Annotated in this window: 15 protein-coding genes and 1 other RNA gene; 12 read left to right on the forward strand and 4 right to left on the reverse strand. The window is 50.4% G+C overall.

The genetic code is table 11. From position 1 onward, the window contains the following. Positions 1–26: 26 nt before the first annotated feature. The 9 genes from ACZOWY_RS09170 to ACZOWY_RS09210 all read left to right on the forward strand — a co-directional run bounded on the left by ACZOWY_RS09170 (position 27) and on the right by ACZOWY_RS09210 (position 8,705). Positions 27–893 carry an alpha/beta hydrolase gene (locus tag ACZOWY_RS09170; protein ID WP_484396081.1) on the forward strand — a complete coding sequence of 289 codons (867 nt, stop codon included), beginning with the start codon at positions 27–29 and terminating at the stop codon, positions 891–893. Between the two features lie 117 nt (positions 894–1,010). Beyond that, positions 1,011–1,517, forward strand: a complete 507-nt coding sequence (locus tag ACZOWY_RS09175; protein WP_484396085.1) for a PaaI family thioesterase — start codon at positions 1,011–1,013, stop codon at positions 1,515–1,517. A gap of 128 nt (positions 1,518–1,645) precedes the next feature. Further along, positions 1,646–4,168 carry a ribonuclease R gene (gene rnr, locus ACZOWY_RS09180; RefSeq protein ID WP_484396090.1) on the forward strand — a complete coding sequence of 841 codons (2,523 nt, stop codon included), beginning with the start codon at positions 1,646–1,648 and terminating at the stop codon, positions 4,166–4,168. Positions 4,169–4,249: 81 nt separating this feature from the next. Beyond that, positions 4,250–4,720, forward strand: a complete 471-nt coding sequence (gene smpB, locus ACZOWY_RS09185; protein ID WP_484396095.1) for an SsrA-binding protein SmpB — start codon at positions 4,250–4,252, stop codon at positions 4,718–4,720. A gap of 105 nt (positions 4,721–4,825) precedes the next feature. Further along, positions 4,826–5,599, forward strand: a complete 774-nt coding sequence (locus ACZOWY_RS09190) for a M48 family metallopeptidase (RefSeq protein ID WP_484396099.1) — start codon at positions 4,826–4,828, stop codon at positions 5,597–5,599. A 162-nt stretch (positions 5,600–5,761) separates the two neighbouring features. Then, the gene (rd, locus tag ACZOWY_RS09195) at positions 5,762–5,920 is read left to right on the forward strand and encodes a rubredoxin (RefSeq protein WP_484396103.1); all 159 of its coding nucleotides are present in this window, start codon (positions 5,762–5,764) and stop codon (positions 5,918–5,920) included. 114 nt (positions 5,921–6,034) lie between these two features. Then, positions 6,035–6,520: a DUF6935 domain-containing protein gene (locus tag ACZOWY_RS09200; protein WP_484396107.1), complete on the forward strand. Its 486-nt coding sequence runs from the start codon at positions 6,035–6,037 to the stop codon at positions 6,518–6,520. Between the two features lie 107 nt (positions 6,521–6,627). Further along, on the forward strand, positions 6,628–7,200 hold the full coding sequence (locus ACZOWY_RS09205; RefSeq protein WP_484396110.1) for a hypothetical protein: 573 nt from the start codon (positions 6,628–6,630) through the stop codon (positions 7,198–7,200). A 41-nt stretch (positions 7,201–7,241) separates the two neighbouring features. Next, positions 7,242–8,705, forward strand: a complete 1,464-nt coding sequence (locus tag ACZOWY_RS09210) for a nicotinate phosphoribosyltransferase (RefSeq protein ID WP_484396112.1) — start codon at positions 7,242–7,244, stop codon at positions 8,703–8,705. An 87-nt stretch (positions 8,706–8,792) separates the two neighbouring features. Here ACZOWY_RS09210 and ACZOWY_RS09215 read toward each other — a convergent pair whose 3' ends face one another. Genes ACZOWY_RS09215 through cuyB form a run of 3 tightly spaced genes read right to left on the reverse strand, consistent with a single transcriptional unit; the run spans position 8,793 to position 11,133 of the window. After that, positions 8,793–9,623 carry a P-loop NTPase gene (locus ACZOWY_RS09215; RefSeq protein WP_484396370.1) on the reverse strand — a complete coding sequence of 277 codons (831 nt, stop codon included), beginning with the start codon at positions 9,621–9,623 and terminating at the stop codon, positions 8,793–8,795. 17 nt (positions 9,624–9,640) lie between these two features. Beyond that, on the reverse strand, positions 9,641–10,399 hold the full coding sequence (locus tag ACZOWY_RS09220; protein ID WP_484396116.1) for a sulfite exporter TauE/SafE family protein: 759 nt from the start codon (positions 10,397–10,399) through the stop codon (positions 9,641–9,643). 17 nt (positions 10,400–10,416) lie between these two features. Beyond that, entirely contained in the window at positions 10,417–11,133 is a 717-nt protein-coding gene (gene cuyB, locus ACZOWY_RS09225; protein ID WP_484396121.1) for a cysteate racemase, read from the reverse strand. A gap of 265 nt (positions 11,134–11,398) precedes the next feature. Between cuyB and ACZOWY_RS09230 the strand changes: the two genes are divergently transcribed. Next, positions 11,399–11,779, forward strand: a complete 381-nt coding sequence (locus tag ACZOWY_RS09230) for a RidA family protein (protein ID WP_484396125.1) — start codon at positions 11,399–11,401, stop codon at positions 11,777–11,779. A gap of 65 nt (positions 11,780–11,844) precedes the next feature. Here ACZOWY_RS09230 and ACZOWY_RS09235 read toward each other — a convergent pair whose 3' ends face one another. Further along, positions 11,845–12,030 carry a hypothetical protein gene (locus ACZOWY_RS09235; protein WP_484396130.1) on the reverse strand — a complete coding sequence of 62 codons (186 nt, stop codon included), beginning with the start codon at positions 12,028–12,030 and terminating at the stop codon, positions 11,845–11,847. Here ACZOWY_RS09235 and ACZOWY_RS09240 point away from each other — a divergent pair. Continuing rightward, positions 12,029–12,613 (forward strand): SIMPL domain-containing protein, encoded by a 585-nt coding sequence (locus ACZOWY_RS09240; RefSeq protein ID WP_484396136.1) that lies wholly within the window; start codon positions 12,029–12,031, stop codon positions 12,611–12,613. The two genes, ACZOWY_RS09235 and ACZOWY_RS09240, sit on opposite strands and share 2 nt — an antisense overlap. A gap of 254 nt (positions 12,614–12,867) precedes the next feature. Next, positions 12,868–13,219: a transfer-messenger RNA gene (ssrA, locus tag ACZOWY_RS09245) on the forward strand. Positions 13,220–13,366: the final 147 nt, after the last annotated feature.

Below are 13,366 nucleotides of genomic sequence, written 5' to 3' on the forward strand. Positions count from 1 at the left end.
AATGAAAGATAACGGAGACGATTGGTATGAGACAGAAATTTTCCATTGCAGGGCCGTTTGGCAAGTTAAGCGGCGTGATTAATTTGTGTGAAGTGGAGTCGAAACGGTGTAACGTGCTGGTGATGGCTCACGGTTTCCGGGGTTCCATGGAGGGCAGCGGACGGGCCGCCGCGCTGGCGGATGAACTCGGTGACTCTGTCTGCTCGGTGGTGCGTTTTAATTTCAGCTGGTGCACCATGCTGAGCAACCAGATCGCAGAGCTGAAAGCCGTGTTGGATTTTGTCCGCGAAACGTTAAAACCGGAAAGGTTGTTCTTGCTGGGCCGGAGTTTCGGCGGGGCAACCTGTATCGTAACGGCCTGCGGGGAAGAGAGTTTTGCTACCGCTGTTGATGCAGGAATACTGTCAGGTAGTGAAGGCGAAGAAGTTGCAGCAGATGATGCGAAGGAAAATAGTTGTGATAATAGTGACAAGGCTGGCTGGTGGGAAAGAAAAACGTACCGTCCCAATGGCATGGTGTTGTGGTCCGCGCCCAACAGTCTGAAGAAAACATTTGTCCAGGTGCTGGGGGAAGATGCGTTTCAGGCAGCGTTGCATGGAAAGACCATTGTGTTGGATGACGAACGGGGGCGCGATGAAATTCCGGCAACGTTTGTCGCGGATTTGTTACAATATGATGTGGCGGAACTGTTAAAAAAATGGCAGCAGGATCCCTTGCTGATCATCCATGGGGAAAAAGATACCACCGTAACACCGGAACAGGCAAAGGAAAATTTTGAAATTTCCGGGGGCGAAAAGGAGCTGCATTACATGAAAGGCGACAACCATCACCTGGATTTGTGCTTCCAAGAGGCAAACGAGCTGGTGAAAAACTGGCTGGAGAAAAATATCTGATAGAACGAATTTAAAATCTGAACAAACTAAATGACGCAAGAACAAAGTCGAAATGACGTCACAAATATTTTGCATAAAAGATAGAACAGAGGATAAATTACGGAGGGGGAACCCGGTATGGAAAATTTACAGAATACAGCTTCGCCGCAGCACTTGCAGATGAATGAAACAGAGAAAAAACTCCTGGCGGCGGAAGAGGAAAAGTACGGCGAGAAACTGGTGGAAATGTCTAAGGACCAAAAATACAGAATGTGTTTTGCCTGCGGGGAACAAAATCCCATCGGGCTGCATTTGCACTTTTTCTGGATTCCCAACGGAGTGCTGGCGTTTTTTACGCCGAGACAGGAACACCAGAGTTACGATGGACGGATGCATGGCGGTCTGATTACCGTACTGCTGGACGAGATTATGGGGAACTACATTTTTAAAAAGGAAGGCGTGCCCGCCTATACGGCCCGCATCGATCTGCGTTTCCGTACGCCGGTACTGATCGGCAGTACCATTCGCTGCGAAGGCCATGAAGTGAAACGGAAGGGTCGTCTTGTAATTATGGAAGGCATCATCACCAACCCGGACGGCAGCATTGCAGCGGAAGCGACCAGCACGATGATGCTGGAAAGATAAATCAGGATGGAACGTTATTGATTACGTTTCATACTTTTGTCTGCGTTTTGCCGCAAAGAAAACAAATATATAGTTAAGAATATAAAACAAGTTGAGAATACAAAAAACCAACAAAAGGATTATTGATTATGACTACACTCTCACTGAAAGATAAAATTATGGCATTCATGCAGCGGGAAAGCTATGCGCCCATGACGGCGGAAGAGATGATCTTCGCCATTCCCGTCAAGGAAGAGCCTATGCACGAGTTCTGGGACGCCATCATGGAACTGGAAAAAGACGGTTATGTGGTAAAAACTCGCTTTGATACCTACGGCCTGCCGGAAAAGATGGGGCTGGTGGCCGGACGGTTCCAGTTAAGCAGCAAAGGGTTCGGTTTTCTCATTCCCGATAACAAGGGAACAAAGCCGGATGTGTTCATCCCGCCCCGCAAGCTGCACGGCGCCATGAACAACGACAGAGTCATGGCCCGTATCGACAGCCACACAGCAGGGCGGCGGCCCGAAGGGGAGATCATCCGCATCATCCAAAGAGCTAATATAAGAGTCGTGGGCGTGTTCAAGCGCACAATGGATTTTGCATTTGTCATTCCTGACGACAAACGGATCGGCAGCGATATTTACATTTTGCGTAAAAATTTCGGCGGCGCGGCCAACAATCAGAAAGTAGTTGTGGAAATTACGGAATGGCCTACGGAGGAACATAACGCGGAACGCCGCAGCGCGGAAGGCCGGGTGGTAGAAGTGCTGGGTTACGTAGGCGACCCGGGGCTGGAGATTCTGTCTATCATCAAGCAGCACGATCTGCCGCTGGATTTTCCCGATAACGTGAAACGGGCGGCGGCCCGGGTGCCGGATGAGATACGGGAAAAAGACTGGCAGGGTCGGGAAGACCGGCGGGACTATCCTGTCGTGACGGTAGACAGCGAAGACGCCAGAGATTTGGACGACGCGGTATATGTACGTCGTCTGGATAACGGGCGTTACCTGTTGGGCGTATATATTGCTGATGTGAGTTATTATGTAAAAGCAAAAACGCTGCTGGATCAGGAGGCGCAGGAACGCGGGACCAGCGTGTACCTGGTGGATCGTGTACTGCCCATGCTGCCCCAACGGTTAAGCAACGGCATCTGCAGCCTGAACGAAGGGGTCGACCGTCTTGTCATGAGCTGTGAAATGGAAATCGAAGCGGAGACGGGCCGGGTCGCAAAATACAAAATCTTCCCGGCGGTAATCCATTCCCATCACCGGCTCAGCTATAATCTGGTGCGTGCCATTCTGGAAGAAGGCGACAAGAAAACCAGAGAAGATTACGCGGACATCGTGCCTATGCTGGAAGAAATGCGGGAACTGTGCCGCATTTTGCAAAAGAAGAGGGCCCGGCGCGGCGCCATTGAGTTTGATTTGCCGGAACAGAAAGTGATTCTGGATGACGCAGGGAAACCGTTGGAAATCAAACAGCGCATCCATGGTCTGCCGGAATCCATCATTGAAGAGTTTATGCTGGCGGCCAACGAAACCGTGGCGCGGCATCTGGCCATGCTGCAGTGGCCCTGCGTGTACCGTGTCCATGAGACACCGGCGGAAGACAAGATGGAAGGACTGGCCAAACTGCTGCAAAGCTTCAATGTGAAGCTGCGGATTCCGAAAAACGGGGAAGTGCGCCCTAAGGATGTGCAGGCAGCGTTGGCAGAGATGAAGGAACGTCCGGAAGAGCGGCTGGTGAACACGGTGGCCCTGCGCTGTATGCGGCAGGCAGTGTACCAGACAGAGAATATCGGGCATTTCGGGCTGGCAGCGGAATATTATTGCCACTTTACGTCGCCCATCCGACGGTATCCCGATTTGCTGGTGCACCGTATATTGCACGCCTGGCTGAAGGATCCGGATGTTACCCACAGCCTGGCTGCCCTTTCGGAAGACCGTCTGGAAAGTATGGCGGAGCATTCGTCCGTGCAGGAGCGCAACGCGGCGGAAGCGGAGCGGGAGACGGTGGATTTAAAGAAAGCCGAATACATGCTGGACCATATCGGGGAAGAGTTTGAAGGCGTCATCTCCGGTGTAACATCCTTTGGCATGTTTGTGGAACTGCCCAACGGGGTGGAAGGTCTTGTCCACATGTCCAGCCTGACGGACGATTACTATGAATTTATTGAAGACCGGTATTGCCTGACGGGAACCCACACCGGCAACACCTACCGGTTAGGCGATACGGTGAAGATTGAAGTGCTGCAGGTGAACATGGAAGACCGCAGCATCGATTTCATCATTGCCGGGGAAAACGACGCCATGCGCGACTATATTAAGACGCAACTGAGCGGGTCCGGCGATCATGGCAGAACCCAGCGGGGCGGAATCGCCCGCCGTGGAAGCGGTAAAATGAAAAAATACGGAGGAAGCGCGGGACAAAAAACAGACGGAACCGGGAAAACATATAAATCCGGACACAGCAGCGTGGCCGTATTATTGGAAGAAATCCGCCAGGACGAAGCCCAGGCTACCGGCAGCGGACGCAAAAAGAACAAGCGTCGTCACGGAAGCCACGAGCAGGTCAACGGGGTGATGCGCCCCTATGCCAAACGGGGCAAGGGCGGCATCGGCGGCAACAAATATGCGAACAGTACTAATAAGAAAAAACGGAGACGCAGATGAAGGAATTATTGAGGTTTTGGCGAATTCTTTTACCGACAGCAGGATTTTAGTATATATTGACGTTGCTTTTCAGGAGATACCATGACGGAAACAAAAATAAAAATCATTACGGAAAACCGGAAAGCCCGCCACGATTACAACATTGTGGAAGCCATGGAAGCCGGTATGGAGCTGGTCGGCACGGAAGTGAAGTCGCTGCGGGCCGGCAAGGTGAATTTAAAAGACAGTTTTGTGCGGATCACCAAACAAGGGGAGCTGGTGGTGATGAACATGCATATCAGTCCCTACGATTTCGGTAATTACAATAATCACGACCCGTTGCGTACCCGGCGTTTGCTGATGCACCGCAGGGAGATCGACAGGCTGTTGGGTAAAGTGAAGGAAAAAGGTTATTCCCTGATTCCCCTGAAGCTGTATTTCAAGCGGGGGTTTGTGAAAATGGAACTGGCGCTTTGTACCGGCAAGAAGATTTATGACAAACGCCGCGACATGGCGGACAGGGATGCAAAACGGGAAATGCAGCGGGTGATCAAGGAACGGAATAAACTGTAGTCAGGTTGTAAGAACGGTAAAAACAGACAGGGCACAGCGGGGAAAATAAGCAAAACAAATGCAGGACATATTGCAGGGAAAGGTTCAGACAGGACCGGTAAAGCATTGAGACTCAAGCCTAGTGAAGTAGAAGAACATCAAATCGGTGAAATTGAATATCTGCTGCAGTATAAACGAATCCGTCGTATGTATTTGCGGCTGAAGGCGCCGGATGCGAGAGTGTTTGTGACAGCGCCGTATCACACGACGATGGACGAGGTGGAGCGTTTTATCGGCAGCAACCTTGTGTGGATCCAACGGCAGCGGAATAAACTGGGGCAGTTGCAGCAGAAGCAGGTCCGCCGGTACGTGACCGGGGAGCAGGTATACGTCTGGGGCAAGGCTTACGAACTGTTAGTGCTTACGGATCCGGATATGGTGCGGCAACTGTGCGGGGAAGAAGCGGCGGATGCCTTGCTGAAACATAACATGGCTTCCGTGAAGCTGGAGAACTCGAAACTCCTGCTGGCTTGTCCTGCCGGTTATGATGAAGCAAAGCGGGAACAATGCCTGGATCTTTGGCTGAAACGCCAGATGGAAGCTTTTTTACCTGCTATCTTCCAGGGCTGCGGTTCGTTAGTGGGCAAGCGGGAATCCAGCTGGTACGTGCGCAAGATGAAAACGCGCTGGGGAACCTGTAATATCAGAACAGGACGCATCTGCATTAATTTGAATCTGGGACATCTTCCGCCGGAGTATCTGAGTTATATCGTAATTCATGAACTGACCCATCTGTGGGAAAAGGGGCATGGCGAAGCGTTCAAGACACGGATGGATCTGTATTATCCCCAGTGGCGGGAACGGCGTCAGGAAATTATCAAACTGGCCTACATGTTGTAACTACTAAAATGGATAATCAGAATTATAAAGAAAAGAGCGCAATCTGTTGTGTAAAAATCGGAACAGTACATTTTCCATCGTTCATTTCTATGATATAATACAATTAACAAGTTGTTTCGTTTAAAATTAGTATCAGAGATGAATACAGAAAGGGGTAAGCAAATGAAAAAATATGTATGTAACGTGTGCGGTTATGTGTATGATCCGGCAGAAGGCGATCCGGACAACGGCGTGGCGGCAGGCACTGCCTGGGAAGACGTTCCGGCAGAATGGGTTTGCCCGTTGTGTGCTGCTCCGAAAGAAGATTTCTCGGAAGAATGATCTGACAGATATTTGTAAAGCAGAGGTGTTACCATGAAAATGAAAAAACTCCTGTTAAGCGTTTTACTTTTAACGTTTTTGTTTTCATGTGTTTCAGGGAAGGCGGTCAATGCGATGGAAAGCAAAAAAGTAGTTCTTAACTCGCTGCCGAAATCGGCAGCAGAGATCAAACCGGCAAGTACGCCGCAGCAGACCGCTGCCTATGCTATTGCTGCACTGGTGCGTTACACGGAAGACGCAGAAGCCGGCATTGCCATGTTGGACGTATTACGCGGTCCCCGTCCCCTGAATAATTTCAACAAACAGTTCCTGCGGGATCAGCTGCGTGGAAAAGAGTATACTGCCAGGTCGTATTTTGACGGGGCGAATCCCGGCAATAATTACACGCCATTCCTGCCGTATACGCTGACTGTTTCTGAGAATCCCTATACATACCAGAATGAAGGCTATGCCCGTCTGCTGCTGAAGAGCGGCGGAGCGGACAATCCGCGCTTTATTACGATGCGGTTGAAACCGTCCACCGGCGAGTGGTATTTGTGGGATTACGAGGGATTGCTGGCAGGGATCCGGATCCCTGCGAAAGACGATCCGTGGAGATGAGATAATATGTTTTAATGTGCAGAAATAATGTCTTAGGATACCGGAAAACAACGATCAGGGTTGCGGTGTGTCGCCGCAGCCCTTGTTTTAAAGGAGGCAAATCAGGTATGAAAAAATTTCTGACAGTATTGTTGATGTTATTGGCGTTCAGCTCTCCGGTTTTAGCTGCAGATGCCGATATGTCCGAAGTTGCACAGGACTATCAGGCGATGCTGGGCGGCGATAAGGCAACGCTGGAAATGACCGATCAGAATGTGATGGCCGCTGTGGCTAACCTGAAAGTATATGATAAACTGGATGCGGTCGTCATTCCGAAAGAACTTAAGAATTATCGCATTATTCGGGCCGGAAAGGAACAGGCCTTTTTAATTATCCCGCATTTTGCCAGGACCCGCATGACGGTGTTGAAGGCGGCAACGCGCAAAGAGGAAGGTGCATTAAAAGGAGTGTTTGAAGGACGTTCCCTGGTGCTGTTCTGCAATAAAGGGGATGCGGTGATAGATATGCTGGTTCGCAACGGCCATGGTATCCAGTTGGTTAATTTTATTCCGGAAGCGGAAGAGCTGCAGGAAAACGGACAGCCCGGCGGTATGGTGATTTCAGAACGGAAGCAACGCTTCCTGAAGGATATTACAACCCAGATCAGGCATGACGGAGAAATTATAAAGGCTGAAGAGTAACGTTTTCGTTTAAATATTTTAAAAGAGGTGAAGGAGAAAAAATGCCGACAGTTGCTGAACAGAATCTGACCCTGTTGACAGACTTTTATGAACTGACAATGGGGAACGGATATTTCCTGAACGGATTTTATAAAAAACAAACTTATTTTGATGTGTTTTACCGCAGTGTTCCCGATAACGGGGGCTTTGCAATTGCCTGTGGGCTGACGGACATCATTGAATATGTAAAGAATCTGCATTTCAGTGATGCGGATATTGCGTTTTTGCGCAGTAAGGGCATCTTTGATGAAAAGTTTCTGAACTATCTGCGTAAGTTTAAATTTACGGGAGATATCTACGCGGTGCCGGAAGGCACGCCGGTCTTTCCCTATGAGCCCATTATTACGGTAAAAGCGCCGGCGGCGGAAGCGCAGCTGATGGAAACGTTCATTCTGCTGTGCATCAACCACCAGTCCTGTATTGCTACCAAAGCAAACCGCATCGTGCGGGCAGCTGCGGGCCGGCCGGTGATGGAATTCGGTTCCCGCCGGGCCCAGGGTGTCTCCGGCGCAGTGATCGGAGCCCGGGCTGCTTATATCGGCGGCTGCGTTGCCACGGCCTGTACACTGACGGATGCGCTGTACAGCGTTCCGGCAGCGGGTACCATGGCCCACTCCTGGGTGCAGATGTTTGATACGGAATATGAAGCTTTTAAGTTTTACGCAGAAACCTATCCCAACAACGCAGTGCTGCTGGTAGATACTTACAATACGTTGAAGAGCGGCATTCCCAATGCGATTAAAGTATTTAAAGAATACCTGGCTACAGGAAGAAAGTTTGGCAACTTCGGCATCCGGCTAGATTCCGGAGACCTGGCCTATTTAACGAAAAAAGCCCGCCTCATGTTGGATGAAGCGGGACTGGCCGATGCTAAAATTGTGGTTTCCAATTCGCTGGATGAATATCTGATCCGGGACCTGCTGCAGCAGGGTGCGAAAATCGACTCCTTCGGCGTAGGCGAGCGCCTGATCACCAGCAAGAGCAGCCCGGTGTTCGGCGGCGTATATAAACTGGTGGCGGTAGAAAAGGATGACGGGACTATCGTTCCCAAAATCAAAATTTCTGAGAACACCGCCAAGATTACCAACCCCGGTTTTAAAAAGGTGTACCGTTTTTACGATAAGAAAACGGGCAAGGCTATCGCGGATGAAATCTGCCTGCGCGATGAAATTGTGTCCGAAGCGCTGCCCCATACCATCTTTGATCCGGAAGCCACCTGGAAACAGCGGACGCTGCAAGACTTTACGATCCGGGAACTGCAGGTACCTGTTTTCAAAAAGGGCAAGCTGGTGTACAAGCAACCGGGCCTGAAAGAGCTGCAGGAATACTGCGCGAAGGAAGTGGCCGGTCTGTGGGACGAAGTGAAACGGTTTGAAAATCCCCACAAGTACAATGTGGACCTGTCCAAAAAGCTGTGGACGCTGAAGCACGATATGCTATCGGCGGCAGGGAAGAAAGGAATATAAAACTAAAAATCTAAAAATAAAAAGCAAGTGCACAGGATTTCACAAAACCGTACGTGTTTGCTCAACCCTGCGCACTTGTTTTTTTCATTATAGCATCTTTAAGAGAAGCTCTGTCGTTTGCGGCAGGGCAGGCACGTTGGCTTCTTCCAGTTTTCCGTTATCTACTGCTTCGGCCAGCGCGGGGTCGACCGGCAGCCTGTCCTGGCAGGTGACGCCGTGGGCGGCAGCGGTTTCGTCCAACCGGCTTTTGCCAAAAAGAGAATGCTCTTTGCCGCAGTCCGGGCATTTGAAATAACTGAAGTTTTCCACGATGGAAAGAACCGGAATATCCATCATCTTGGCCATGTTGCATGCTTTTTCCACGATCATGCCAACCAGCTCCTGAGGGGAGGCCACGACGATGATGCCATCCACTGGCATGGTCTGGAATACGGTGAGAGGCACGTCTCCGGTTCCCGGAGGCATGTCCACTAACATAAAATCTACATCGCCGTAGATGACGTCAGTCCAGAACTGCTGGATGGCGCCGGCAATAACCGGACCTCGCCAGACGACGGGGTCCGTTTCATTTTGTAACAACAAATTGATGGACATGACCTTGATGCCCATACGGGTTTCCGTTGGGAATATTCCCCGGTCATTCATCAACGCCTGTCCGTGGAGGCCAAAGGTTTTGGGAATGGAAGGGCCTGTTACGTCCGCGTCCAGAATAGCCACCTGTTTGCCCGCGCGACGCAGCGCCATGGCCAAAAGGGACGTGACCATGGATTTGCCTACGCCGCCTTTGCCGCTGACGATACCGATTACTTTTTTAATATGACTTTCTTTATGGGCCGGCTTTTTGAAGGAGGCCGGATCCTGCCGTTCGCCACAGCTGGCGCTGCAGCTTCCGCAGTCGTGATTACAGTTTGCCATGATGAGTCATCTCCCGGAATTTATTTTGTAATAATTTTGATAAACAACAACACCAGCACTACGATAATCAGCGGTTTGACGATTTTATTCGCTTTGGTGAGTACCATGCCGGCCCCGATGTACGCGCCGGCGATGTTGCATACGGCACCGGCCAGTCCCAACTGATAGTCAACGTTACTGCTGAGGATGAAAGTGATCAGCGCGGCGATGTTGGAAGTCAGGTTGGCAGCCTTTGTCAGTCCGGCGGCGTTGCGCACGTCCAGCATGGCCCAGCCGGTTAACGCCAGCAGCAGGAAGGTTCCGGCCCCGGGACCGTAAAATCCGTCGTAACCGCCGATGAAAAACGCAATGACGGCGATGCGCAGCGGCGTTTTGTTGTCCGTCTTGTCTACGTAGGAGCTGGGGTCTTCGCTGAGCCCTTTGTTGCGCATTACGTAAAAAGCGGCAATGGGCAGCACGACAATCAGCAGTTTGTTAAAAATTTCATCGCTGAGTAAGAGCGCCAGCCGCGACCCGATGGAGGAGCCGATAAAGGCGCCTGCAATACAGATCAGTGCCGGGCGCAGCTTGATGAACCCGTTCAGGGCCAGCCGCGCCGTAGAAATGGTGGTGCCCATGGCGGAGCTGAATTTATTAGTACCCAGTGCCAGATGAGGGGGCAGGCCTGCCAGAAGGTAAGCGGGAAGGGTAATGAGGCCGCCTCCTCCGGCGATAGAGTCCACGAACCCGCCCAGAAATAACAGCGGGCAGATAATTAAATACTGAGTGTATGAATCCATGATAATTCGTTACAATGTTATTTCTCTTTATGCGGCAGGCTGCTGATCACTTCGCCGCCGGCCCAGGCCACGGCTTTTTCCGCCAACACTTCCGTGGCGTCTACAAAGCAGCCCTGCAACTTGTACATCTGTACCGCAACCGGTACTTCGGTGCAGCCTAAAATGAAAGCTTCCACGCCCCGCTGCTCCATGGCACGCAGTACGTTCTGGGCAGGGGTGGCATCGTAATTGTAATTTGTAGCCTTTACGCCGTCGTAGATCATTTCGTGGATGATTTCCTGTTCCGCTTCTTCCGGGTGAAGCAGGGTCATGCCCAGCTTTTCAAATTCCTTTTTGTAAATGCCGGAGGCGCAGGTGCCCGCCGAGGCTAAAAGCCCCAGGGTGCGGTAGCCCTCCCCGGCGCAGAATTTTGCTGTTTCCTCAATCATGTTGATGAACGGTGTCTTCACCAGTTTCTGCACTTCCGGCAAAAAGAAATGGGCCGTGTTGCAGCCGATGATGATCACGTCCGCGCCCATGGCGGTGAGACGTTCCGCTGATTTTACCATTTCCGGTACCGGGCTCGGCCCTTTGCCGAAGATGCATTCGGAACGGTCCGGGATGTTGGTATTGTTGTCGATGACCGTATGGATATGTTCCTGATCTTTAATGGCTTTCGTTGCTACGATGACCTTCTGCATCAGGTCAACGGTTGCCATGGGACCCATGCCCCCCATAATGCCAATGGTTTTCATAAAATACTCTCCGTTCTGCCGCTGTTGGGACGGCGCAGTGTGTTGCAAAAAATATAAAACGGGTATGGAAATACTGTAAATATAATTATATCATAAAATGCAGAGAAAGAAGAAGCGTTTCTATAAAAACAGATGAAGTTTTATGCAATTTGAAATACCTGTGCGCCGGGTGTGATATAATATAAACAACGAAGTAAAAAGAAAAAGGAAACTTCCATAAATCTGACACAAAGTTTTTGTATTCTGTAACGAGGAGGTAACAAACATGGCAAGAACAATCGTAGCGACAGCGAACGCACCGGGAGCAATCGGGCCTTACTCCCAGGGAATTAAGGCAAATGGTTTTGTATTTGCGTCCGGCCAGCTGGGACTGGTTCCGGAGACCGGGGAGTTTGCCGAAGGCGGTGTGACGGGACAGACCCGCCAGTCCCTGGTTAATGTAAAGAATGTGCTGGAAGCTGCGGGTTCGTGTCTGAAAAAAGTGGTGAAGGTTACTGTCTTTTTAAAAGACATGAAAGACTTTGCAGCGATGAATGCAGTGTATGCCGAATTTTTCAAAATGGAGTGCCCGGCCCGCTCTGCTGTGCAAGTGGCAGCTCTTCCAAAAGACGGACTGGTAGAGATTGAAGTGATTGCGGAAGCATAACGTAACAAACTGGGAGACGATTTGACGCGCTGTAAAACGGTGCGTACCGTTTGTGAATTGCGGTTTTATATTTTTGCTTTGTGTGGTGAGGGTATGGCGGCAGAAAGCGAGGTTTGTATGAGGCGTAGGATTATCGTTTTGTTATTTGTCATGGCGGCAGTGTTTTCCTGTTTCTGCTGTGGCGCATTTGCTGCAGAAAGGGACAGCGTTTCTGTTAGCGGGAACGCCAGTGCAGAAGTTTCACCGGACATGGCGATACTGTACGGAAATCTGGAAAAACGGGCTGCTGTTGCAGAAACGGCCAGGGAAAACCTGGCAAAAGAAATGGCAGCGTTTAAACGTGTTCTGCTGGGACAGATGATTGCCGGACAAGACATCCAGACGGTACATTATATGCTGCAGCCCGAATACAGTTACGAAAAGAACAAACGCAGACTGACCGGTTATGTTGCCAGGGCGGATTACAAAGTGAAAATCAAAAGCCTGGAAAAACTGGGCCCGGTGATTGACAGGTCCATTGGCTGCAACTTTACGGTGGACCGGGTGGAATTCGGACTGAATAACCGATCCCTGTTTGAGAACCGTCTGCTGGAAGAAGCAGTGTCCAACGCCAGAAGCAAAGCTGCCGTGGTTGCCCGGGCAGGCGGACGTACGTTGGGCAATCTGGTCCATGCCAGCTTCCATACAGCCAGTAACGCGACCCGTTCCCTGAACCGGAACATGATGATGGCAAAAGCAGCCAGTCTGGATGCGGCTGAATCCGCGTCAACAGAGCTGGATCCCGGCATCATGACCGTAGATGTGAACGTGAACCTTGAGTTCGCACTGGAATGATGCGGCACTATATGGATTTTAAATTGTAAAATAAAGATTCATCCAAAAATAAAACCAAAAAATGTAAAAAGAAAAAGATAAAAAATTCGTATTTAATTTGATTGACTTTATAACTGACTTGTGCTACAATTCATATGCACAGAATCTGCGGAAACAGTGTTGCAGTTGCAGCCTGTTCTGACAGCGTGGCGCATCGGATCAAAATCCGGCGTTCCGCTGTTACTCTTTCCTGCCATGGGCAGGGGCCTTTAACCGGGGGTGTAAAGGCTTCGACGGGTATAGGTGGTGTACGATAAGCGAGCCGTGGTTCCATCAGCACGTTAAACGGTGGACGTTTAAACTTAAACGCAGATAACGAATTAGCACTGGCTGCTTAATTAAAGCAACCCGTTCTGCCAATCCGGCTCCCGCAGGAGCGGTAAGAACGTCACTTGGCGGGATCGTCTGAGAGCAAGGTTCGTAGCTCCGGATTAAAACTTACGAACTAGTGAAGGTACAGCCGGTCGGCAGGCGGTGCCGGAGCGAAATAAAGTATGCTGTCTGCGCTCGGAGAAAGTTGTATGACAATATGTTCGGACGAGGGTTCGACTCCCTCCACCTCCACCAGAGTGACACCTGATTTTTTACAGGTTAACATACAGTGAAGATGCCAGCGGGAAGCTGACATCTTTTTTCTATACAGAAAACGGAACGGATGGTATAATAATCTTAGGAAATGAGAGAAGATTTCTTCATCTCATTTAGTAGATTACA

Source organism: Succiniclasticum sp. (assembly GCF_056977735.1).